This is a genomic window from Streptomyces sp. NPDC088746 (assembly GCF_044751065.1).
In the GTDB taxonomy this organism is placed as follows: Bacteria; Actinomycetota; Actinomycetes; order Streptomycetales; family Streptomycetaceae; genus Streptomyces.
The window spans coordinates 1-22,870 of the sequence record NZ_JBIVLA010000003.1; the positions used below are offsets into that span (position 1 = coordinate 1).

The 22,870-nt window shown below is 68.2% G+C and carries 20 protein-coding genes and 3 pseudogenes; 9 read left to right on the top strand and 14 right to left on the bottom strand.

Annotated features, from left to right (window positions below; genetic code table 11):
• Window positions 1-1,749: 1,749 nt before the first annotated feature.
• The gene (locus ACIP63_RS14445) at window positions 1,750-2,352 is read left to right on the top strand and encodes a hypothetical protein (protein ID WP_401515162.1); all 603 of its coding nucleotides are present in this window, start codon (window positions 1,750-1,752) and stop codon (window positions 2,350-2,352) included.
• A gap of 165 nt (window positions 2,353-2,517) precedes the next feature.
• Here ACIP63_RS14445 and ACIP63_RS14450 read toward each other — a convergent pair whose 3' ends face one another.
• Entirely contained in the window at window positions 2,518-2,985 is a 468-nt protein-coding gene (locus ACIP63_RS14450) for a hypothetical protein (protein ID WP_401515164.1), read from the bottom strand.
• A 221-nt stretch (window positions 2,986-3,206) separates the two neighbouring features.
• Between ACIP63_RS14450 and ACIP63_RS14455 the strand changes: the two genes are divergently transcribed.
• The 3 genes from ACIP63_RS14455 to ACIP63_RS14465 all read left to right on the top strand — a co-directional run bounded on the left by ACIP63_RS14455 (window position 3,207) and on the right by ACIP63_RS14465 (window position 4,739).
• On the top strand, window positions 3,207-3,752 hold the full coding sequence (locus ACIP63_RS14455; protein ID WP_401515167.1) for a hypothetical protein: 546 nt from the start codon (window positions 3,207-3,209) through the stop codon (window positions 3,750-3,752).
• Window positions 3,753-3,956: 204 nt separating this feature from the next.
• The gene (locus ACIP63_RS14460) at window positions 3,957-4,406 is read left to right on the top strand and encodes a hypothetical protein (protein ID WP_401515170.1); all 450 of its coding nucleotides are present in this window, start codon (window positions 3,957-3,959) and stop codon (window positions 4,404-4,406) included.
• Between the two features lie 3 nt (window positions 4,407-4,409).
• Window positions 4,410-4,739 carry a hypothetical protein gene (locus tag ACIP63_RS14465; protein WP_401515173.1) on the top strand — a complete coding sequence of 110 codons (330 nt, stop codon included), beginning with the start codon at window positions 4,410-4,412 and terminating at the stop codon, window positions 4,737-4,739.
• A gap of 518 nt (window positions 4,740-5,257) precedes the next feature.
• On the opposite strand, the gene ACIP63_RS14470 is transcribed toward ACIP63_RS14465, so the two are convergent.
• The 5 genes and pseudogenes from ACIP63_RS14470 to ACIP63_RS14490 form a co-directional block, all read right to left on the bottom strand.
• Window positions 5,258-5,737, bottom strand: a complete 480-nt coding sequence (locus tag ACIP63_RS14470; protein ID WP_401515176.1) for a hypothetical protein — start codon at window positions 5,735-5,737, stop codon at window positions 5,258-5,260.
• A 151-nt stretch (window positions 5,738-5,888) separates the two neighbouring features.
• Window positions 5,889-6,041 (bottom strand): hypothetical protein, encoded by a 153-nt coding sequence (locus ACIP63_RS14475; protein WP_401515179.1) that lies wholly within the window; start codon window positions 6,039-6,041, stop codon window positions 5,889-5,891.
• Window positions 6,042-6,227: 186 nt separating this feature from the next.
• A complete protein-coding gene (locus tag ACIP63_RS14480; protein ID WP_401515181.1) occupies window positions 6,228-6,452 on the bottom strand; it encodes a hypothetical protein in 225 nt (74 codons plus the stop codon).
• A 272-nt stretch (window positions 6,453-6,724) separates the two neighbouring features.
• Window positions 6,725-7,856: pseudogene (locus ACIP63_RS14485) on the bottom strand (replicative DNA helicase); the annotation flags it as partial.
• 119 nt (window positions 7,857-7,975) lie between these two features.
• On the bottom strand, window positions 7,976-8,773 hold the full coding sequence (locus ACIP63_RS14490) for a hypothetical protein (RefSeq protein WP_401515184.1): 798 nt from the start codon (window positions 8,771-8,773) through the stop codon (window positions 7,976-7,978).
• 1,579 nt (window positions 8,774-10,352) lie between these two features.
• On the opposite strand from ACIP63_RS14490, the gene ACIP63_RS14495 reads away from it, so the two are divergent.
• Both ACIP63_RS14495 and ACIP63_RS14500 read left to right on the top strand, forming a co-directional pair.
• A complete protein-coding gene (locus ACIP63_RS14495) occupies window positions 10,353-10,568 on the top strand; it encodes a hypothetical protein (protein ID WP_401515186.1) in 216 nt (71 codons plus the stop codon).
• 7 nt (window positions 10,569-10,575) lie between these two features.
• Window positions 10,576-12,087, top strand: a complete 1,512-nt coding sequence (locus ACIP63_RS14500) for a helix-turn-helix domain-containing protein (RefSeq protein ID WP_401515189.1) — start codon at window positions 10,576-10,578, stop codon at window positions 12,085-12,087.
• A gap of 315 nt (window positions 12,088-12,402) precedes the next feature.
• Here ACIP63_RS14500 and ACIP63_RS14505 read toward each other — a convergent pair whose 3' ends face one another.
• From ACIP63_RS14505 to ACIP63_RS14535, 7 genes are all read right to left on the bottom strand, one after another.
• A complete protein-coding gene (locus ACIP63_RS14505) occupies window positions 12,403-12,969 on the bottom strand; it encodes a hypothetical protein (RefSeq protein ID WP_401515192.1) in 567 nt (188 codons plus the stop codon).
• A 458-nt stretch (window positions 12,970-13,427) separates the two neighbouring features.
• Entirely contained in the window at window positions 13,428-14,003 is a 576-nt protein-coding gene (locus ACIP63_RS14510; RefSeq protein WP_401515195.1) for a transcriptional regulator, read from the bottom strand.
• Complete coding sequence (locus tag ACIP63_RS14515) at window positions 14,003-15,685, bottom strand: helix-turn-helix domain-containing protein (protein ID WP_401515197.1); 1,683 nt, start codon at window positions 15,683-15,685, stop codon at window positions 14,003-14,005. The genes ACIP63_RS14510 and ACIP63_RS14515 overlap by 1 nt, the downstream gene beginning before the upstream one ends.
• Window positions 15,686-16,073: 388 nt before the next feature.
• Window positions 16,074-16,403, bottom strand: coding sequence for a hypothetical protein (locus tag ACIP63_RS14520; protein WP_401515200.1), 330 nt, complete (start codon window positions 16,401-16,403; stop codon window positions 16,074-16,076).
• Between the two features lie 73 nt (window positions 16,404-16,476).
• Window positions 16,477-17,347 (bottom strand): IS5 family transposase gene (locus tag ACIP63_RS14525; RefSeq protein ID WP_401515203.1). Its coding sequence is split into 2 segments (ribosomal slippage): window positions 16,477-16,926 and window positions 16,928-17,347, totalling 870 coding nucleotides; the frame shifts between segments, so codons are not numbered across the junction.
• Window positions 17,348-17,478: 131 nt separating this feature from the next.
• Window positions 17,479-17,895 (bottom strand): hypothetical protein, encoded by a 417-nt coding sequence (locus tag ACIP63_RS14530; RefSeq protein ID WP_401515204.1) that lies wholly within the window; start codon window positions 17,893-17,895, stop codon window positions 17,479-17,481.
• Window positions 17,892-18,698: a hypothetical protein gene (locus ACIP63_RS14535; RefSeq protein ID WP_401515207.1), complete on the bottom strand. Its 807-nt coding sequence runs from the start codon at window positions 18,696-18,698 to the stop codon at window positions 17,892-17,894. Before ACIP63_RS14535 ends, ACIP63_RS14530 begins: the two co-directional genes overlap by 4 nt.
• A gap of 438 nt (window positions 18,699-19,136) precedes the next feature.
• Here ACIP63_RS14535 and ACIP63_RS14540 point away from each other — a divergent pair.
• Window positions 19,137-20,340: pseudogene (locus ACIP63_RS14540) on the top strand (IS110 family transposase).
• Window positions 20,341-20,345: 5 nt separating this feature from the next.
• Here the strand turns inward: ACIP63_RS14540 and ACIP63_RS14545 are convergent.
• Window positions 20,346-20,492, bottom strand: a complete 147-nt coding sequence (locus ACIP63_RS14545; RefSeq protein WP_401515210.1) for a hypothetical protein — start codon at window positions 20,490-20,492, stop codon at window positions 20,346-20,348.
• Window positions 20,493-20,658: 166 nt separating this feature from the next.
• Here ACIP63_RS14545 and ACIP63_RS14550 point away from each other — a divergent pair.
• A pseudogene (locus tag ACIP63_RS14550) lies at window positions 20,659-20,928 on the top strand (CNNM domain-containing protein); the annotation flags it as partial.
• 412 nt (window positions 20,929-21,340) lie between these two features.
• Entirely contained in the window at window positions 21,341-22,567 is a 1,227-nt protein-coding gene (locus tag ACIP63_RS14555; RefSeq protein ID WP_401515213.1) for a phospholipase D-like domain-containing protein, read from the top strand.
• Window positions 22,568-22,870 lie beyond the last annotated feature (303 nt).

A 22,870-nucleotide genomic window follows, 5' to 3' on the forward strand; every position in this document is an offset into this window, starting at 1 on the left:
AAAGCCCTACGGGCTTTCAAACCCATTCCTCCGGAATGGGTTTTGGAATTCCTCCGGAATTCCCGCGCGGGGTGCGGGGATTGGTGCGGGCATGTTCGGCGACAGCAGGCCCCGGGGGTGACAGGAGGTCAGGCCCTGGGACGCTCTGTCTGCACGGCTCCGCAGTGCAGACAGAGCTGATGCCGGATCACCATCTACCGCACGGCTCATGGCTGACGTCACGACAACTACGCACCAGAAAGGGACCGGACGCGAACCGCGTGCATCATTTCTGATAGCAGCTAAGAACTGGACTCAGAACACGCCCTCCTGCATCATCCAAGATGCATGGTAGAAATTGGGAATCTGCTCTACCGCCGACCGGATATCGAAATCCGCTTCTGACCTTCGAAAACCAAATAGTGCGAACTCGTGTGAGAGCACTCCGCGTCTCACTGCTATTCAGTTCGTCATAGGTCTCGCGCGGCCTCCAATTACCCCTGAGTCCATTATTTCTGACGCTCAGGGAGCTCAGTAGTTTACGGCAGTGGGTGCCACGAGAACGGAGCTTCGAGGGGCGCGAGCGGCCGTGTAAGGCGTTGACGTCTACCGGATCGCCCGCTGTCGGCCCCGGCGTTTCGCGACAGCCGGACACGTTGGCTGGCGCAGCGCCGGCATGCTTCGCCGCGACTACGCCCCCACAGGGCATCACCCGCAGCTGCCAGAGCCCCGGGATACGCTGCTCGGCCTTACCCTGACCGGAGGTCAACTCAGTGTTACCGGTGTACGTGTACTAGCAGGGGCCCTTTCGCTGCTGGCGGTTCTCGCCCTGTCCGGCTGCTCTTCCTGGGTCTGCACCGACACGATGGCAGAGCGCGGTGAGGCCGGTGTCCGGGTGCAGGTCGAGGACATGTCTGGGCAGCCTCTCGGCGTCACCGCTGCGGTCGTTGACTGGCGCCTTGAGCTCCACCCGCAAGTGCTATTGATCCCCAATGACCAGTCCTAAGCCGGCGGAGCAACCTGCGACACGGACATCAAGAACGGCGGCGGGACGCATCCTCCAGAATCACCCGGTGTAGGGGACCAGCAGTAAGGCGGTCATGGCAGTTGAGCACGAGGTACAGGTCTGCCGACGCCCCGTTGCTTACTGCTGTCACCGAGTCGTCGAGGGGCGCGTGATCGTCAGTTGTGCGTCGTTCACCTGGTGCGCCGGGGCGGGACGCTCGACCGGGGCCCGGTGGTACGCCCTGCGCCACGAGCAGCCGCAGGAGCGCCGTCACGGAGCGGGTGGTCACGATCGACCACGTCACCACTACGACCAAGCCGAGGTGGAGGCGTTCTGGGCTGCGCACCAGGAGGCCGTAGGAACCGCCCTGCTGGGCGTCTCCGGGCGCAAGAGTGGTGCCGAGCACGGAGGGGAGAGCCCCGGGGAGGCTTCCGGTGTCTGCAGAGCGCGCTCAGGCCGTCCAGGTCGCGCTCGCGGAGCTCCGCCGGGCCGTTGGACACCAGCGGGGCCTGGCCGGGCGGCTGGCCCGTACGCACGGCGGGAACGAGCGGACCTGGGCGCGGGCCCCGTCACCGACGCTCGGGCGATGTACGCCGCCGAGACCACCGAGGACGAGCACAAGGCGCAGCGGCCGGCCCCGCAGGCGGAGTAAGGGCCAGTGGCATCGTGCCCGCCCTTACCGAGTGGTGAGGGGCCTGTGTGAGGCAACCTTCCGAAGGTCGCGCGGGTCTCACAGGCGCATCAGCACCACCATGGAGGCACGCATGCCCGAGTCGCTCCCGTCCCAGCCCGACCCCGAGGAAGCACCCAGCGTTCCAGCGTTCACTCCCCCGATCCCGTGGCTGGCGGCCGGCATGGACGAGGAGGAGGCGGAGCTCACGATGGGAGTCGGCCTCCTCGTACGCGAAGCGGCGCTCCTGGAGTACACGCTTCACGGCCTTTTGGTGCACCTTGCAGGTGCGCCCCGGGCCTACGCCTACGAGGCCGGGGGAACGGGCTCGTTCTTCGCCAATGAGTGCATAAAGAGCCTGAAGGCCATCGAGGGAGGCCGCGTTCCTTCCGCCTCGCGCGAGGCGCTGCTCGAGGTCCTTGAGCGGTGCAAGGAGCAGTTCAAGAGTCGGCATCGCTTCGTGCACGGTCATCTGGAATTCGACCATGAGTCCCAGCAATGGCTCACGCTCAAGGGCCGTCGCGAGAAGGGCGCTCGCCATGCGGAAGTCAGGTTCACCACCAGCTCCGAACCCTGGGACCTGGCCGCGGGGTTCCACTGGCTCCAGGAGAAGGTGCTGTGGTGGGACATCAAGCTCTTCAGCGAGCCGGGAGACCCGGATGAGGGAGAGCCCGAGTACGTGTCCGTGAAGAGGTAGCGAGCGGGTGTGGAAGCCGAGGAATCGACACCCGTCGTGGAAGGGGCCAGCGCAGCGCCGCCCCGCTTACCCGAGACCACGCCCGCCCACCAGCCACACACCCACAGCCAGGCAGCCAGGTAGAAGAGGGGAAGTCTGAGCACGCACCAGTGGCTGCGGGGTCGCCTACCTGGGCATGCGGAGTGTGAGGCTTACAAGCTCCGCGTCGTCGGGAACGTCCAGGCGCTGCTTGCGAGGGGCAGGGAGTAGCGGGTGGAGGCCGCCGGGCATGAGCCCGCGGCGGTGGAGGACCTTGTCCCGGTCGCGGCACCAGGCGGTGCAGAACTTCCGGGGGCGGCGGGTGGCTTCGGGTAGTGGCTGGGTGCACACCGGGCGACAGCCGGGGTCGGCGACTGCCGCCAGGCGCTCCAGCAGCTGCCGGACGCGTTCGGTCTCTTCGTCCGTGGCGAAGTACCGGGCGTCGGCCTGGCCCCGGCATCCGGCGAGGAGTTTCCCGAATACGTCGCGCAGCTCGGTGAGGTCGCGGCGGCAGGCGCCCAGCAGGGCGAGGAAGTCGTCGACGGGCCAGGAGGTGAGGGGCCCGGAGCGGCAGGTAGAGGCCGACCGTGTCGATCCGGTACTGGTCGGTGGCATCGAGGAGCAGGTAGCCGGTCAGGTGCCAGGCCGTGCGCTGCGACATCTCGGGCAGTGGGCGTCGGGCGCTTTTGAAGTCGAGGAGCAGGCCGTTGACGACGAGGTCGGCGTCGGCGGTGATCTGGGTGTCGGCGAACGTCGGCCCACCGACGCAGTCCACTGGTCTGGTGCGGGCGCGCAGAGCCTGCAGGGGGCTGTGGGGGGCGGCGTGGAGCTGGTTGGTGACGTCGGCCACCAGGTCCGCGGTGTGGGAGTTCCAGCAGCCGTGTGAACGTGAATGCGCCGGGGTCCTCGAGGGCGGCCTTGGCCAGCGGGGTGAAGGAGAAGCCGATCGGAGTACGGGCGAGGGCCTGGTACCAGGCTGCGGCGATGAGCATGCGGGCCAGGTCTTCCTCCTCGTCCTGGCCGTGGTCGATCGGCTGGTTCCTGTTGTCGAGGTCCGGGCGGCGCACCGTCTCTGTCAGGCGGACCGCGAGTTCGTTTCCGGCGGCGCGCATCCGAAGGCCGGCCCCGCGGCCGCTGATCCCGCCGGACAGATCGATCCCGATCAGAGAGGCGTCGTCGACGGGCGCGGCTGCGGTGAAGGCCAGGCGCAGCCGTTGGTCGATTGCCGTGCCGACGGTGCCGGCCTCGGTGCCGACGCCGGGCGGCGGGAGCAGGACGTGGTCGGCGCGGTGCTGAGCGCGGTAGTTGTCACGCAACGGCTTCGGACCGGCGGACAATTCGCGGTCCAGGAACCGGCGCAGTGGGGGGTGAGGGCTACGTAGCCCGTCGACCAGGGACATGACCGATCACCACCGTTCGTCGGGCGCCACCTACGGCGCGGATGTCATGGTTCGGGCGGTAGGGAGCGGGACTGACACGACGTCACCCGCAGGAAGTAGTGGTAGGGCGCCGCAGGCCAGGGATTCATCCGTGCGGGTTAAGGGCTGCTCGCAAGCGGCCTGCGGGAGGCCGTGAGGTTCGGCTCGGTGATCAACGGCTCTGTGCTCGCGGGTGTGGCGGAGGCCGGGCTGTTTGCCGGAACCCTACGCAAGTGTGTGATCCTCGGAGGTCACGCCAATTCGGCGGCTCTTCGCAACTGGGCGCAGCGTGAACTACGGGGCTATAACGGCGTGGACCTGGCGGACGTCCCGCCGTACTGCATGGTGGTGGCGTCTGTGCGGATCGACGCGATGGTGGCGAACGGGATCATCACCGGCCAGCAGATTAGTCCCGGCGCGTTGCCTGACTTTGCCCGCGACTTGATTACCAATGAGCTCCCCCTACGCATGGGGGTCGGCGAGTTGGAGGCCGCGGCCCGTCGGGTCAGCGAGGCAGACATGCCTTTGAAGCTCAGCTTGCCGGGAGCCGCTGATCTGGTGCGGTACATGAACCATGACATCGGCAACCCTCGCCAGCAGATCACCGAGCTGTACTGAGCTGTGGCCGCGGTACTGGGTGTCATCGATCAGGTGCGGACAGCGCTGGCCGACCTCATGGGCGAGCTGCGGGCCACGATGGCTTCCGACGACAGCAACCTTCCTACCCCCGAGCAGTTCGGCCAGGCGTTGGACGTTGCCGTCCTTGGCAACCGGTCCCGTGTGACGGTGACCAGCGCGCACGCCTCCGGGGAAAGCAGTGCCACGGTCTCGCCAAGCACCGATGACGAGCCGGGACTGTTCGGCACGACGGGCCGCCGGATCGGCGCCATCGTCGTGGGCTTGGCAACTGTGGCAGGCACTGCCGCTGCTCTGTGGCCGCTGATCAAGTAAGCCGCCGATAGTGCGGTGCAAGCGGAAAGCTCCGGACTGACAGCGGCGCGTGGCATCGCTCGACGGGGCATTGGCCGCGAGATGCTCATGGCTACGGGACGAGTGAGAGGGCGGGGTGTGCGGGCGCTGTTTTCTGCTCTCCGCCCTTGACACTGATGGGTGCCAGGCCGAAGACGTAGTGGTTGAGTTCTTCGGGGAAGATGTGCACTGCCGGTCGGCGAGAAGCCGAAGGACTAGGGACCTCGCGGGACGACTTTCCGGCATGCGATTCGGCCCTGCGCCGTTTGGCGGAGGGTCGCGCTCGTGATTGTCGCGCGGGTCAGGAAACGGGGCGTATCTCGCGGCGGCGTTGACCGTCGGCAGGGGAGGTGCGGCGAGGGCGGCCGGCGCGGGCGTCGGGCGGGACGTCGAGGGCGTCCAGGGCCTCTATGGCCAGCCGTGCCAGCTCGGGGTTCTGGGCGAAGAAGCAGTGCGCAGCTTCTTCGTCGTGGCTTCCCCCGTTCCTGAGGTGGAGGCGGTCATCGTGAGGACTTGGCGTCGACGAAGGCGTTGTCCACGACGATCCGCAGGGGCGGGTCCGTCGGTGCAGGCCGCTCGACGGACGCGTCCAGGACCGCGGAGATCTCGTCGTACATGCGGATGGACTCCGCGTCCCGGCTGCGCCCCCAGGGTGTATCGCCGCTGGCTCCTCCGTGCGCGTCGTGGTCGAGTTCGCGCAGGTAGTTAGCCAGGCTCACGCCGGAGAGCTCGACTCGCTGCAGCCCGTTGGGAAGGGGCGTCAGCTTCGCCTTGATCGGGCGTTCCCTGTTGTCGTAAGGGGTCTGGTCCGACGTCGTGGTCCACAGCTCCTTGCTGGTGTCGATATGGAAGGTTTTCAGGCCGGCGGCCTTCTGCAGCCGCTGGGAGTGCTCCTGCGGCGAATCGACCGAGCAACCGGAGACAGCCAGGAGCAGAGCGGCCCCGAACGTCACCGCGACGGACTTGGAAATGATGTTCACCGGCGCATTGTCCCGGTCCGGGCACCGCCGTGCCGTGGAGTCGGCGTGGATCATCCGATCGGGTGACGGCTCCCGGGCGGGCAGCATCTGGGCCGCCAGCAAACGGCCGGTCTTCACGGGGTGATGACGAGGGGTTCGCCTGGCGCGGGGGTCAGGTGTTGGGCAGGTCGACGAAGCGGTGGTACTCGGGTCCAAAGCGCACGGTGGCGGTGCCGGTACCGGACCAGCCGTGGGCGGCGATGAGGTCGACTTCGCCGCGTCGCCGGGGGACCGTTCCGTCGCGGTCGGGTCGGTCCAGGATCACTGCTGTCGGAGCCTTTGGGAGGGGCCGCTCAAAGCGGCTCAGTTCCTCGAGGATTGGGGGTTCGGCCTCAGGTAGGTCGGAGTCTGCGCTGAGGTGGGCGGTCACGAGGACCACGGCGTCGCGTTCATGGGCGAATTTCTCCAGTTCGGCGAACGTGGACGCCTCGGAGGGCTCTTTGTAGGAGGCCTAGCTGTATCCATCCACGATCAGAAGCTGGACAGTCGGCTGGGCTTTCAACTGCGCCATCAAGGCGGCGAAGGGTCGGCCCTGCTTTTGCGCGGCGCTCCACATCAGCAGGTTGGACCGCTCCATCGCCTCACGGGCGCGGTCGATGCGTGCCCGGCGGCCCGAGTTGAGCGAATGAGGGCGGTCGACATTTACGGAAGTGTGAGCGGCAAGCAGGTTCCCCATGATCGTGTCGGTGCCGCCCTCGAATACTGGCGAGGGCGTCGAAGTCAGAGCCCGGTGTTGATTTCGGCAGCACGCGGATCAGTTGTTATATATTCTCCCGTTTTTGATCAGAGGTGAGGCGCCGCAGGTCGACGGTCTCGCGAAGATCGCTCACGTGGGCCGCTCGCCGACGATCTCCATTCCGATCGACCCGAGGCGTTCCGGGACGGAGATCGTCGGCGAGCGAGGCGCACAGGGGGCTTCTGGGGCAGCTGGGGACGGAGATCGTCGCCTCAGGTTTTGTTCATGTCGACGAAGCGGCTGTAGTGGCCTGGAAGGCGACGGTGATGGTCGCGGTCGGTCCGTTGCGGTTCTTGCCGATGATGAGGTCGGCTTCGCCGGCCCGGGGTGATTCCTTCTCGTAGGCGTCCTCGCGGTGTAGCAGGATCACCGTGTCGGCGTCCTGCTCGATGGATCCGGACTCGCGCAGGTCGGAGACCACCGGCTTGTGGTCGGTGCGCTGTTGGGGCCCGCGGTTGAGCTGGGGCAGGAGCACGACGGGGATGTTGAGTTCTTTGGCGAGGAGTTTGAACTGGCGGCTCATCTCGGAGACCTCGACCTGCCGGTTTTCGGCGCGGCGGCCGGTGGACTGCATGGGCTGGAGGTAGTCGACGGCGATGATGTCGAGGCCGCCGCGCTGCTGGAGGCGGCGGCAGTGGGCCTTGATCTGGGTGGCGGTGAGGCTGGCGTCTTCGAAGATGTGCAGGTCGACCTTCTCCAGGCGTTGCATGCTGCGGCCGAGGCGGGTCCAGTCCTCGTCAGTGAGGTCGCCGGTCTGCATCTTGTGGAAGGCGACCTTGGCGTCGGCGGACACGATGCGTTCGTGGATGTCGTCGCCGCCCATTTCGAGGCTGAACAGGGCGCCGGAGTAGTTGTGCTTGATGGTGGCGGCGCGCAGGAAGTCCACGGCGAGGGTGGACTTGCCCATCGCGGGGCGGGCTGTGACCACGATGACCTGGCCGCCGTGGAAGCCGTTGGTCAGGTTGTCCAGGTCCACGAGGCCGGTGGGTACGCCCGGGTGACCTCGCCGCGGCTGCGGGCTTCGAGACGGTCCATCGGGGACACGGAGCGCTCACGGGGGCGGAAGCTGGCGGCGTCGTCCTTGATGTCGACGGCCGAGTTGAACTCGGCGCCGGCCGCGTCGGTGACCTCGTCGGCGTCACCGTCGCCGTAGCCGAGGTACGTGATCTTTGTGCCTGCTTCGACCAGGCGGCGCTTGCGGGCCAGGCCGCGCAGGATGCCGGCGTAGTAGGCCGCGTTCGCGGCGCTGGGCACGGCCTGCACGAGGGTGGGGAGGTACGGGGCGCTGCCGGCCCGGGTGAGGTCGCCGTGTTTGCCCAGCTCGGCCGCCACGGTGATGGGGTCGGGCCGAACATGCGGTGTCGGTCCCGATGCCTCTGGAGTCCGCGGTTGCTGATTCCGCTGACAGGCTCGCGGCCCGGGCGCCGAACAGTCTGGAGCCCGCTCTGCTCGTTCTGAGCTGTCTATGTGGGGAGGGTGAAGCGGTCCTGGTGGGCGAAGAGGGCGGTCACGGCGGGCTGGAGGTCCCCTTGGTCAGCGAGGTCGACGTTCTCGGGGTTGGCGGCGTTTGCCAGGAGCCCGGAGAGCTGGTGGATCGAGTTGGCCACCCGCGTCGCCTTCAGCCTGGCGGGGTTGAGGTCGGAGGCGCCTTGGGCCGCCGGGGCGTCCTGGAGGGCTGTGTCGGCCTCGTAGGCCTGCCTGAGCCGCTGGGGCCAGGGGATGCTGAGAGCCGCTTGCGGCAGCGGCGTGCCGGTCTGTATGGCGCTGCGCATCGCGGTGTCGTGCGTCTTCTGGGCGGTGACCGAGCGGTCGGCCCTGACCTGGAGATCGGGTACGTTCAGCAGCCGTTGGGCGAGTTCCCGGATCGTTGTGGCGTTGCTGACCGCCCATGCGCGTTCGGCGCGCCGGTCGCGTTGGTCTCGGGCGTACCCGATGCGTTCCTGCTGCGTCAGCGTGGAGCCGTGCAGTTCATCCATGTCGGTGCGCAGCTGGAGGTAGCGGCGTTCGGCTGCCTGTCTGCTGCGCAGTTCCAGTGCTTCTGCCAGGCGTGCCCAGGTGACCTTCTTGCGGCGGGCGGCGGCGATGAGGCGGCGTTCGTCCTCGGCCAGCTTCTCGCGCAGCGCTCTGATGACCAGGATGCTGGCCAGGAGGTCGGTCTCGGTGATCTCGTCGGCAGCGTCCAGTTCGACGAGTTTTGCGATCTCGTCGTATTTGTCGGCGACTTCCCTCAGCGTGCCGGTCGGGGGGAGGGGGCCGCTCACGTTTGCCATCTCTCCCGCCCAGCCGGTGGGAGCTTGAGGGGTGGTCAGGTGTTGCCAGGCGTGCAGCCGGTTTCCCTCGGCCTGAGGGCGAACAGGTGATGTCGCCTTCTGGACGACTCTTTGTGTCGTCTTCCGGATGACGAAATGAGGTACGGGCATCTTTGTATCTCCGAATTCAAGGGTCGTTTTATTCGCCTGTGCCGGTGTCGGCCCGCCGCGGTGAAGGGCCGCGGGTCCGAGGAACTCGGCGCCGGAATGCCGGAAGATGGAAAGCATGCAGGTAGGACGGCGTGTGGAGTCGGTGGTCGTGCATCGCTCTCCTCACTGGTCTGCAGGGGCTTGGGTGGGGTGCTGCCCGGCTCGTGCGGCTCGGACCGCGGCCGACGGCCGCTCCGCTCAGGTGCCTTTCGTCCAGCGCGGAGCAACGGTGACGTGGGGGCGGAGGGAGCTCGCTTCTGGCCACCAACGAGTCTTACCGAAGTTTCATCGCACATATGACACCGACGGAATTCGCCACCCTGCGCCAGACCTTCAATGTGGGCATTTCGATTTCGCAGCCCACTCGAAAGAAAGCGGAATTCTCTCTTCACGTATCCGTGAGGTATGGCCACCAAGGTGTGTGCGCGTCGGTGCGGGTAACGGTCTGCCGCGCTGCATCACGTCTTCGCTACACGCCCCGAGGCGGTGGTGCTCGTCACGAGCCCCACCCCCTCCTCGATCGTTCCCACGCCGAAGCCGCCTGAATGATCCCGCCTGCGCCCGTGGGCCTGTTCAGGCGGAGGCGGAGCACCTGTGGAGGTCGGTGACACCGCTTTCGTCGACGCCGAGTTCCAGCGTCTGCGTGTGCGGGCCGCGAACTGCGGCGAGCACGGCATGGATCTACATGGGCAACGGCTTCGGTGGGCTTTGACCTGGCCCGGGTTCGTGCGACCCGCGTGGTGAGGGGCGCCGGGGTGCGAGTGCCTCCTGGTGCCGGGCTGGCGGTTGGATGCTGTTCTGGCGCCGCGGTGGGCGGCGCCAGAACAGTGGACATCCCCGCGGCAACGGGGCTGCTCCATCTCCTGGGTGACTGTGTTGCCCGCAGTACTTCGGAGAGCCCGCCGGCGGCCGTGAGGCGTGCAGTCAGGCACGCATAAAGATCAGGCATGTGGGCCCGAAGGTCAAGGGTGGGACGCGGTCGCGGGAACTGGGGTGACAAGTGCTGTCCTGAGCTGCGGTGATGTGGGTTTCGGCGTGTCCGAAAGCGGTAGTGGATCGTGGAACAACCCTGCGGATTGTCACTCTCAGTCACCATCATGCCCGTTGAAAGGTGGGACGCAACTGCGGAAAGAAGCCCGCATAACCACCCTTGACCAGGCACGATCCCCAAGCAGGGGCCGACGTGGGCCCAGCCCGACCAAGGGACACACCTGCGGATTGCGTGCCTGGGGGTTAGTACTGCGGGCCGGGATGCTGCAACATCGCTAACCACCCGGGGCGGCGGCAACCGACCCGGCGCACCATCAGCACAGCCCGCAGTAACCGCAGTTGAGCCCGCAGTACGTGCAGTTGAGTCCCCGACGAACAGTTAGGCAGTGAGTTGAACAAGGAAACGTGCGGCACCTCGCGTCCCCTGACGGCGCCCGAGGCAGCCGTCCTCATCGTGATCATCATCGTCGCCGCCGTACTGGCCGCCGCCGGCCTGCCGGCCGTCAGCGTGCTCGTCCTGGTCCTCGAGGCCATATCCCTGGGGCGCCGTCTCCTGGTGAGGCTGCGGCGCGAGCGCGCCGCGGCGGTGCGGCCCGCGCAGGCCTGAGCGTCCGATGGCGCGCCGAGAGAACCCGGTTCCCCCGTGCAGCCGGTCACTGCTGGCCTTGGTGACCTGGCTGCGCAATGGCAGGTCCGCTGCCGCTTTGACCTACGAGCAGCTCTCCGCTCGTACCGAGTACAGCGCGGACACTCTCGCGCGCGCCGCTTCGGGGCGCAGTGTCCCGCAGAACATGGTCGTGGTCCTCGCCTACGCCGCGGCCTGCGGTCTCAGTACGAAGGATGCCGAGCGGCTGTGGAAACACGCCCGGCGCGACGAGGCCCGCACGCAGGGCGTGTTCAGCGGCCATCGCAGCGGCGTGCACATCAGCGTCGTCAAGGACTTCGCCGACCTGCACGCGGCGATCGTCGATCTCCACCACGACGACGGAAGGCCGCCCCTGCGCTCCCTGGACGCCCGTCTGGGCGGTGTGGGGCGCCTCCCGCACAGCACGGTCGGGCGGGTCCTCAAGGGCAGTTCCACGCCCAGCCGGACGTTCGTGGCGGCGTTCGCCGAGGCATGCAACGTGCGCAGGAGCGAGCTTCCCGAGTGGACGAAGGCATGGGACCGGGCGGACGCCGACCGGCGCAGCAGCCGGCTGCGCTCACGCCGGCGCCCGACCGCGCAGCAGATGCTGACCGTCCACGACCGTGTCACGCCCAGGGATCTGCAGCTGCTGATGAGCGAGCTGGAGTCCACCGCACGCAAAGAGCCCGCTCTCAAGATCCTGGTTCACGTGCCTGATCCCTCCACCGCCGACGAGGACGCCGCCGCGCGAATGAGCCGGGAACTCCTCATCGACCAGGCGCAGCGCCGCGGGGAACTCGCCTGCCCCCAGTGCCGCCGGCCCTCGTTCGGATACGACGACGGGCAGGGCTGGGTACCACAATTGTGCTCGAGCTGCGCGCCCGCGGCCCCCGCGCCCGGGCTGCGCGGCGTGGCTTCTTCAGACCCCAGCGCCGCCACTCCCCCACTGGAGCCGGGCCCGCCCGCCAGCAGCCCCCCACCCCTCCCCGCAGCGGACACTCCCACCTTGTCCCTGCGGGTACCCGGCCTCAGCGGACGGCCTCCTCTTCCCCGGCGGACCTCCGGGGCGTGGCCCCGCCCCCCAGCGCCGCCGTCCCCACCACCGCAAAGGGCCGATCCCATGGCGCCACCGAGCACACCGGCAGCTCCCTACCCGCACACACCGGCCCACGCCCTTCCCGGCACGAGAAGGCTCCCCCCGAAGCCCTCCCTTTTGCCGGTGGTCTGTGTGCTGGGCGCCGCCTGCCCCACACACGGCGAGGGGGACAAGACCACCGGCCAGCAGCCAGACGTCCAGTGCTTCCCCACAGCGACGCTGACCACTCGCGTCCGCCTCAACATCCCCGGATCCACACCCACCCCGCCCAGCGTGATGCGCGCACCCCTCCAGCCCGCGCCCGGCGAGCCCCCTCCCCACGCATCACCAAAGGTCAACCCGCCTGACACGACCAGTCCGGAAGGGAACGAATCCCGCAGCACGGCCACGCAGGACAACACCTGACCCTGCCACGCCAGACATCAGCGACACCCCACCCGACAGAGACGGGCATACCCGACGGAAGCCGGGAGCAGGCGCCCGTAGCGACCCTCTCGTCCCAGACGCCCTGGAACAAGCGCTCCCCTTTGACCTTGACCCGGCCGACGAGGCGCAGCTGACCGTCCTGGGACGCGCGGTGCGGATGACCGAACTCACCGGCGGCGCCGGGCCGGCACCAAGCTGCGCAGCGCCGTCGCCGGGTCGGCCGGGTCCAGATCGTTCGGCGCCACGGCCGGTCCGCGCCTCTTTCCGCCGGGGAAGGGCAGCGCCCCGTGCAGCTCAGCGCGCCTTCATGTCCTCGTAGGATGGCAGGAGTCCGAATTCTCGTGCGGACTGCAGGTCGGCGTACGCCTGTATCCGTCCCACGTGGGTGGCTGGGCAGACCAACGTCGCGATCACGCGTCGGGCAGACCAGTCGGCAGACGCCTCCCACACGACCTCTGCGGTCTGCTCGATCCTGGGCAGGTAGATGGACCACCCTTTGGGTCCGCAGCGGCACCGGAGCTCCTCCAACAGTGCGATCTGTCCGCTGTCCGCCAGGCCCGTGCACATCGTGCTGCCTGGCGACCAGCCATCGACTCCCCACTTCCAGCCGTGCGATGACTGTTCGAAGGTCCTCGGGCACCGTCGCGCGTGCGACTGGCAGCGCGAGCTTGCGGGCGGAGGCGCGGACGTAGTCCTTCTCCAGCCGGACGAGAGCCCGGTGACAGAGATCGCGTTGTTCGGCTCGATGAAACCGCCCTGCTCGACTTCCACCGCGGTGCACATCTCGATCTCGGTGGCCGCGCACCGCAGGCTGATGCGAAATCGGGGAGGAAACAGCCGGCCCGCGACTGATACCAGCACCTCCTCGTTCCAGGGCTCATCACCGTCATGGTGCGCGGGCCCGACACACTCATACCTCCAGCCCAGTACGTGTTCACGATGGGCCTCGCACCGGGCCAGAGGCCCGCGATCAGAAGGCCGAGCGCCGTGGCGACACCAAACGTGCTCGCAGCCGTACGGATCGCGCGGACAAGGGAGTCATGACCGGCCTGGGAGAGGGCATGGAAATCAGCGCGGCGACGAGGCCGACCACGACAGCCCCAGGATGTAGTGAAGTGGAATCTTCACTCGGACACTCTCTCGCCCCAAAGCCCCATAAATCCACGCCCTACCGGTCCGGAGAACCAGCTTCGAAAAAGCGGACAACCTGTGAGCAGGGAACACGCACAACTCATTCGAACCCCAAGGGCGATCGACTGCCCCTCCCGGGTGGGCCCTACCCAAGGCAGCCGCAATCCCGGACGAGGCGCTTGCCGGGCTCAGGCGGCCCAGCCGATGGAGGAGACGTTGCTGTACGCGTCGTACTCGGAGCCGATGTCCTCGATGATCTGGTCCCAGACCGCGTCGAGCCCGGCCAGGTCCTCCTCGAGCCAGGCGTCCACCGCTCGGTCCCACACGCCGCGGACGTTGATGCTGCGGCTGGCCAGCTCACGCTGGTGCCTGCGCCCGACCCCGGACTGATCGACCGGGTTGATCTCCACCCGGGTCCCGCGGCCCTCGTTGTTGAGCCGGTGCTTGAGATCGGTGGCCACGTTGCGGCGCCGCAGATCCCAGTACGCCGCGTCCAGCCGGGTCCGGTTCGCCTTGTTCGGGGTGCGCTCCTCGGCGAGCCAGGCCACAAGGGTGCGCGGGGAGACGTGGATGCCCGCGCGGTCCATGGCCTCGTATCCGGCATCGGTCTTGGTGAGGTAGCGCAGGCGGGCGGAAAGCCCGCGGTCACTGTCCACGGGTGAGGCGATACCGGTGACCATGTTCTCGATCGCCGCACCCAACGCATCCGCGCCCGGGATACCGCGGGCGTTGAACATGCCCAGGTCCATCCAACGCCCGGCCATCAGCGGGCCACCTTGCCGACGGTGTACTCACCGGACGCCTTCGCATCACCGTGCTTGACCTTCATCTGGGCCACGCCCCTGCCCTCGGGGAACACACTGCGCCAGTCACCGGTGACGTGGAGCTCGTCGGTGCCCATCATGCTGATGACCTCCAGGCCCGCCTGATGAGCCTTGAAGGCCTTGCCCCACAAGTTCGCGTAGGCCTGGGAATGGATGACGTGCATCCAGTCCGGGCGCACCATCTCCCGGTTGTGGATCGACTCCCCCATGGTGGAGATGAACTTGCTGTACATCGCCTTGACGTACTCCAGCGTCAGCGTGTCGTTGTTCTCGATCGCCTCGTCCCGGGCGGCGGACAGCAGCTTGCGCAGCGCGTCCAGGAAGTTCTCCGTCGCCCCGGACGTCCACGACTCATGGATCACCGGGGCCTCGGCCAGGGCGTGCTTCGGGCCTGAGAGGCGCTGCAGGAGGCGGAGGGTCGCGTTCGTGACCCACAGGGCGCCGGGCTCGTCGCGGTCGCCGATCGGGTCGGGCAGGTGCGGATGCTCCCACGGGGCGGGGGTGATCAGGTGGACCCCGGACCGCTTGGGTTCGACACCGTCCGTGCCGGCGTGGTGCTCCAGCTTCCCGATCGGCAGCCAGCACTTGAGAGCCGACAGATAAGCGGCGTTCACGTCGAGGGCGGTGACCTTGACGTCGCCGGGGGTGCGCAGTGAGTAGCCGGGGTGATGGAAGCGGGGGCGGGCTTCCCAGATCCGGTCCGGTTCCTTCTTGCTGGGCTTCCTCAGGATGTCGGGCAGTGCCGGGTAGGCGGTGTAGTCGTAGCGGGCGGTCGCCCTGGTCTCGTTGAACAGGTGCATCACGTCAGGAATCGCACGCTTGATCAGCGCCTTCAGCGCGACGTCCATGTCGCCGCCGGCACGCTCGAGCTCCTCCCGGACCGCGCGGCTGATAAGGCCGGTGCTTTCCTCCTGGGCACGAGCGGCACTGCGGGCACGGCGCTCCGGGCGCACTGCCATCGGCACCGGGACCGGAGCAACCGGGACCGGAGCGGGAGCGGCCGGTGAGGCGGATGCCGCAGCGGCGAGCGCCGGCGAGGCCACGGCGCCCGGGCCGACAGGCCGGCACAGGGCCCCTGAGTGCAGCGGGCGGCCATCAGTCGACTGATAGGTGGTGGTGACACCACAGCGGATACAAGGACCCGGCTCGCCCTGGACAGCACGCCCGTCCGGGGCGCGCAGCGTCTCGAGGACGGGCCTGAACCCGACTGACGCCAGGGCAGGTTCCTGGACACCAGGCCCGGAGACAGGTTCCGGGGCGGCGGCGGGGGCAGGAGCGGGTTCCTGGACACCGGGCCCGGAGGCGGGATCCGGGGCGGCGGCGGGGGCAGGAGCGTGGGCGGCGGGGGTGGGGGTGGTGGGGGTGGGGGTGGGGGTGGCCGGGTAGATCTCGGCAAGACCCTTCAGCAGACGCAGGTACTGCAGGCGCCCGGGCGGAGCCGGCTCGGACACACCGGTCTCCCAGTTCGCAACGGTGGAACGCCCCACACCCACCGCCTCGGCAACCTGGGCGCGGGACAGGCTCGCCGCCTCCCGCAACCGCTGCCGCTCAGCCGGCGGCGGGATCGAAGCCGTCAACCGGGCTTCCTCCAAGAGCATCTCCACACCGTTCACTTCACTCATACCACGACTCTAACAACACATGGTCAACAACTGGCGCCTTGTTGGACACCCATTGAGCCGATACTGGCCACTCACAGGATGGGAGCGTGAATGCCGCACGGGGCAGCCCTCAAGAAGCCCACCACCGGCCCGCCCCTGCAGCCACACACCAGGCCAAGGCCGTGGACTGCCCGGCCGCAGGCCTGGCGCCATTCGCCGCGAGGCCGGTCCGCCGTGCCGGACGGTCCCGCGTAACCAGCCACCGCCCCGGTACCAACCCTCCACCCCTCCCACCCACAACAAACAGCGACAACCAACCAGCCACCAGAGTCCGGCGGTCACCATGCATGGCCGCCGCCATCAGCCGGGAAGCCGCTCGGGGCTGCCGGCCGAAAAGCTAGGCGGTGTTTTAGAAGTTGCTGGTGTGCTGGGTGGGCTGTTCGGGAAAGTTCCGGGCGGCCATCCAGATCGTGAGGTCGCGGGCGATCCGAGCGATGCTGGTCTCGGTGAGGACGTCGTGTTCGCGGCGGGTGGTGTCGTGGCGGACAACCTCGTATCCACCTTCGTCCAGGACCGCGACCGAGGCGAACCAGACCGGGTCGTCCTCGTCGGGCTGGATGACGACGAAGGTGTTGTCCGAGCCGCTGAGGTCGTAGAGCAGCATGAACAGCGCGTCCTCGGACGGATCCTCGATGTGGTCGCCGCTCTCACTCTCGGCCCGGTAGTACGCGGCTCCCATCGGCCCTGTCTCCCCTCAGCCTGCTGACCTGATCGCGGCCAGAATGACACGCGGGGCTGACACTTCCGGCAGGTCACAGCCATTCGTTGATCGCGGCGATGAGAATCGTCGCCTCGAAGCAGACCGCGACCTTGTCGAACCGGGTGGCCACCGCCCGGTTCCGCTTCAGCCGGTTGATGCCGCACTCGACCGCGTGCCTAGCCTTGTAGTCCTCGCGGTCGAAGGCCGGAGGCCGCCCGCCAGCCGTTCCCCGGCGCTTGCGGCGGCCGACCTGATCGGCAGGTTCCGGGATCGTGCAGAGGATCCCGCGCCGACGCAGATACGTACGGTTCGCGCGCGATGAATACGCCTTGTCGCCCCGCACTCGCAACGGACGAACCCGCGGCCGGCCCAGCCCGAGACGGGGAACCCTGATGGCTTCCAGCACCGCCGTGAACTGCGGGCTGTCTCCACGCTGACCTGCTGTGACCAGCAGCGATAACGGCTTCTGTCCTTGCTCGCAGGCCAGGTGAATCTTCGTGGTCCAGCCCCCCGCGGGACCGGCCCAGGCCATGGCCGTCGGGTTCGGCCTGCTTGCCGCCCGGCGGTTCCTTCTGGGCTCGGCTGTCCCGCCGGGCACCGGCCGCGTGCTGATGGGCCCGGCAGATCGTGGAGTCGACGTTCACGTCCCAATTGATCAAACCGGCGGCATCCGCCCGGGCCTGCAACCCGGTCAGGACCGCCGACCAGACGCCATCGCGCTGCCAGCGACGGAAGAGCCCACAGACCGTCTGCCAAGGGCCGTACTCGGATGGCAGATCCCGCCACGGAGCACCAGTCCGCACCCGCCAACGGATCCCGTCGATCAACCGACGCCGGCCGAGCGACGGCCTGCCCAACACCGCGACCGGCAACAACGGCCCCAGCACCGCCCACTGGTCATCTGAAAGATCCCCTCGCCCCACACCGAGATCATCACGGCACGAGGCGAGACAGAGACCCCACTTCTAAAACACGGCCTAGGCGACCAGGCACGACACTGTGCAGAGGCCAGCGCCCTACGGGCGGCGGCCCTCCAAGGGCGCCCGGTACGCGGTCAGTTGTCTGGTGCCACTCCGGCGGGCGGGTGCAGGGCCTGCAGAGCGGCGTGGGTGGTGATCACGCGGCGGTCGCAGTGGCGCAGCAGGCGGGCCAGGCCCGCGTGCAGCCCGGCACGGTGCACCACGACTACGTTGATTCGGGTGGTGCGGTACAGGTTGACCAGCTCCACCCACCACCCCCACCCGTCGCGGCGGTCCGGAGCGGTCTCTTCATCACCGCCGGACGGGAGCGGGGCCGGCCGGCCTGGCGTGGTCAAGGCGGTCAGGGAAGCCGGGGTGCGCCACCCGGTTAGGGGCGCGGCCGGCGGGATGAGGTCCGGCAGCGCCAGATCCGCAAGATCGGTGCCGATGGCCTGTGCGGCAGTCGGGGCCAGCGACCGCTCACTGCCCGCCCCGCACAGCACCAGCGTCATCCGCGTGCCCGGGTGGTCCCACAGGCTCTGGAGGTACTCAGGCACAACAACACGGGCAGAGTCTGCGCTTCATCGATCACGAACACCCGCGCCTCGCCCAGAGCGCCCGCGACTACGGCGTCGGCGAGCGCCGAAATGTGCGGGAAACGGCCCGGCAGTGCCAGCGCGTCGAACACCACCCGCCTCATGCCGACCACCGACGGACGCACCGCCACCGGCACCCACGTCACCTTCCAGCCCGCGGCACCTCGCCAAGCGCCATCCGAACGGCCGCGGCCCTGCCCCGGCCCACCGAACACACACACCGCGCCCTCGGCCGCCATCGCCTGCCCAACCGCCTCCGCCACCGCCCGAACCAAAGACGTCCGCACCAACCTCGCTCCCGCCGGCAGAGCCACACCCGCCACCGCACCGCTCTCCCCCACCAACACGACAGGCACCGCCATCGCCTCGGAGCGCGGCAGCCGGAGCGCAGTCTCCTGCGCCACGGCACCCTGAGGCGGCGAGGCCAGCGCAAGGTCAGCCAGTGCCTGCCGCGTCTCCCGCTCCTCCCGATCCCGCCACACCACCGCACGGTCCGGCAGGACCCTGCCGTTTCGAAGGTCCCGATGCACCACCCGGTACAACCACGCGAGCGAGGGCACCTCGCCCCCAGCAGCTGTCAGGTGCCTGTGCAGCACCGCCACGTTCCCACCCGCCTGTGCCAGTACCTCCCACCCCGGGTCGGACAACTCCAGCCGGGCCCGGAGCTTGCGCTCCTCAGCCCTCCGCGCGCGCAGCCCCAGCCACCGCCACACCTTCACTCCACCAGCCTGGGCACCCGCAACCCCGACGCGACCTCACCCCACGCACTCGGCTCCCCCACCGAAAAACTTCTCCCCCGCGGACACCAACACCCACCACAGTGACAACGCCGCACAAGCACCGAAGAACCAGAAGCACCATTCCCGAGACAGCGGCACGGAACGGGCTGCACCGGCCCATCACAGCCACACCCACCCCAAGTCCCCCCCCATTACCTTTTTGGTGGCCCCGCAATGGGGCTACCGGCCTCCGGGCCCGGCATGACTTCCCCCCCTTGTTAACCATGATCCGGAGGGTGGTGTCACCGGGCCCGGAGGCACTGACTGACCGCTGATTAGGGGCATAACCACCGACTCTTCGCAGGTCGGGAGGCTCTTCGTAATGTGGATGTGGCGATCGGTGCCGTGGACGAGGCCGGGCAGAAGCACGACCGGAGTATGCACGTGATCGAGACCGGCAACATCGACGTCTATCTCGGCCTGGACGTCGGCAAGGGCGAACACCACGCCACCGCCGTCACCCCGGCCGGGAAGAAGGCGTTCGACAAACGCCTGCCCAACACCGAGCCCAAGCTCCGCGAGCTGTTCGCGAAACTCCAGGCCAAGCACGGAACGGTGCTGGTCGTGGTCGACCAGCCGGCCTCGATCGGAACCCTGCCCCTGGCCGTCGCCCGCGACATGGGCTGCCCGGTCGCCTACCTGCCCGGATTGACGATGCGGCGGATCGCCGACCTCTACCCCGGCGAAGCCAAGACAGACGCGAAGGACGCGTTCATCATCGCGGATGCCGCCCGCGCGATGCCTCACACGCTGCGGGCGATCGACGGCGAGGACGAGACGATCGCCGAACTGGAGATGATCGTCGGCTTCGACGACGACCTCGCCGGCGAGGCCACCAGGATCGCTAACCGGCTGCACGGCCTGCTAACCCAGATCCATCCATCGCTGGAACGAGTCCTGGGGCCGCGGTTGCAGCACCCGGCCGTCCTGACCCTGCTGGAGCGGTTCGGGTCCCGGGCCCAGATCCGCAAAGCCGGACGCCGACGGCTGATCACGTTGATACGTCCCAGAGCACCGAGGATGGCCGAGCGGCTGGTCGAAGACATCTTCACCGCGCTGGACGAACAGACCGTCGCCGGGCACGGACGCCGCTGCACTGATCGTCCCGAGCCTGGCCGGCTCACTCACCGCCGTCCTTGACCAGCGCAAACTCTTGGCCGCCCGGATCGAGGAAGTCTTGGAGAACCACCCTCTTTCCAAGGTCCTGACGTCCATGCCGGGGATCGGCGTCAGGACCGGAGCCAGGATCCTCATCGACGTCGGCGACGGCAGTTCGTTCCCCTCCGCCGCCCACCTCGCCGCCTACGCTGGCCTCGCCCCGGCAACCCGAAGTTCGGGCTCCTCGATCCGCGGCGAACAACCCTCCAGACGCGGAAACAAGCAGCTCAAACGGGCCTTCTTTCTCTCCGCGTTCGCCGCCCTGGCCGACCCGGCATCGAGGACCTACTACGACAAGAAGATCGCCCAGGGCAAGCACCACACCCAAGCTCTCCTCTGCCTCGCCAGACGACGAGCCGACGTCCTCTTCGCGATGCTCCGCGACGGAACCTTCTACGAACCTCAACCCGCCACCGCCAGATGACGAGGTCAAACCGATCCTTCAGTCCTCCGGCCGCAACCGCTGACGAGCCGCCTCAAGCCGCCGGCCGTAATCATCTGGAGCTTCTCCAGCCAATGCGACAGCACCAGCGCCTCATCAGCCGTGAGCTCGATCGTGATCTGACTATCGCCCATGCCCACCCCTACAGCTCGGCCCCCACCCTCGACCACCCGAACCTACTGGCCTCCGACCTTGACCAAATACATAGGGGCACCCCCCCAGTCAGTAACCACGCCCTCACTCACCGGCTGACCCCCCTGACCCGTCACGCCGCATCCAACCCCAGACACCGACCGCCCCACACAGTTCGGCATCACCGTCTGCTCCCTCACCCTCGGCACCGTCGCCGAGCCGACCGTCGCCCATCTCCGAGAACCGGTCTTGCACGCGGTGCATCTTCCCGAAGGGCTCGGCCGCCCGCTCGGCTTCGCGGTCGCGCTCGTACCCGTGGTTTTCTCCATCTCGTCATCGGCGAGATGGTCCATAAGAACCTCGCGATGGCCGCCCCCGAGAGGACCGCGATGTGGCTCAGCCCCAGCCTGGGGGTTCGCCCGGCTCTACCGGCCCCTCATCTGGCTCCTACGAAGCGCTACAACGCGAACGGCGCGGGCGGGGGCTGCTACGTCTACTGGCCGGCCGATCCGAGTCCGCGACGCTGCCGTGTCCTGAGGTCGCCGGGTCTGGCCTGATCGTGTGAGGCCCTATGGCCGCCTCGACCACCTGACGGCAACCTCCCCGGCCGTCATGGGTGGGCGGCCCTACCAGGCCACGGAGTGGTGCCGATCCCCGTACGGTCTCGGCCCCGGCCTCCAGCCCGGTGCTGCGGTGGTTCGTTCCGTCTGACAAGATCCGTTCCCGGCACGTGTCATGTGCCGTTCACTTAAACAGTGTGTCAGGCCTGGTGCTCCGGCGCGGGCTTGACCGGGGAGGGGAATCGATGCAAGCCACCACGCGACGGAGATCCCGCATTCTGGGCGCGGCCGTGAGCACGCTCCTGCTGACTGCCGGAATACACCTCGGGAGCGCCGGGGAGGCGGCCGCGGCCGTGGCCGAGGGGCCGGTCTTCAACAAGCCCACGGGCACGTACGAGGAGCAGCGTGCGATCCGTACGCAACTGCTCTCCTACATCACCACCGCGGCCCCGCAGTCGGACATCAAGGTGGCCCTGTACCACCTGTACGACGAGGAGGTGGCCCAGGCCCTCGCGGACGCCCACACGCTCCGCCAGGTGAACGTGCGGATCATGCTCGACTCGACCAGCGTGATCCCCACCGACAGCTCGTACGAGATCCTCGCGAACGCGCTGGGCACGGACCGTACCCAGTCGTCCTTCGTCGGACTCTGCCCCGCCAAGCGGTCCTGCCTCGGCGACCCCGACGCTCTGTCGAGCAACGGCATCAACCACAACAAGTTCTGGCTCTTCTCCCAGGTCGACGGGGCTTCGGACCTCGTCGTGCAGAGCTCGTCAAACATGTCGCCCTCGGGCTACACCCGCATGTGGAACAACGCCTTCGTCCTGCCGTTCAACCCCGCGATGTACGGGACGTACGCGAGCTACTTCGACAAGCTCGTCGCCATGGACTGGAAGGCGTGGAAGTACACCTCGGTCACCCACGCTCCCTTCAAGGCCTACTTCTTCCCCTACCCAGGGTCGGGCAACTCGCTGGACACCGTGTGGAACACGCTCGACAACGTCACCTGCAAGTGGACCGAGGGCAGCACGACCAAGCAGACGAAGATCCGGGTCGCGGTGCTGCGGCTCACCCGCCAGGGCGTCGCCGAGAAGCTGACCGCACTGCAGAAGGCGGGCTGCTCGGTCGACGTGCTCTACGCCGAGACCGACAGTGCCGCCGGCTCCGGGACGCCCGGCACCTGGGAGGCCCTGCACGCCACGGGCGGGCCGGCGCTTCGCTGCTACAACCACGACGAGGACAACGTCCCCTCCACCACCAACTCGGTGATCCACTCCAAGTACCTGCTCATTGACGGCAAGTACGACGGCGTGGTCAACAAACTCGTCTGGACCGGCAGCCACAACTACTCGGGCCCGGCCCTGCGCGAGAACGACGAGGCCCTCCTCAAGATCGACGATTCCACCCACCACGACGCCTACGTCGCGAACTTCAACGCGGCGAAGGCGGCCGCGGTCCCCGGCACCGCCGACAACACCGACGCGTGCAAGGGCGTGAAGACGACCCCTGACGACTGACCCGGCACCGACACCCGCCGGTTCCCGTACGTCGACGCGGTGCGTCGGCCCGTGGCCCGGCCACCAGACCAGTAGCCGCCGAAGGCCGGGCTACGCCGTCGCATGCCTTCGTCCACGTGTATCGCGGGGCAGCCGGTGTCCGCCGGGCCCTGCCCGTACCGGTACCAGGCCTGTTCTCCCGGAGAGCGCCGCTCGACACCCGCCCCTCGGACACGCCTCCACGCACAGCACCTACCCCTTGGCCCTCTGCCGGTGACCTCACTCGGCAAGTGCTTCCTACGTTCCCGAGGACAAAACCCCCTT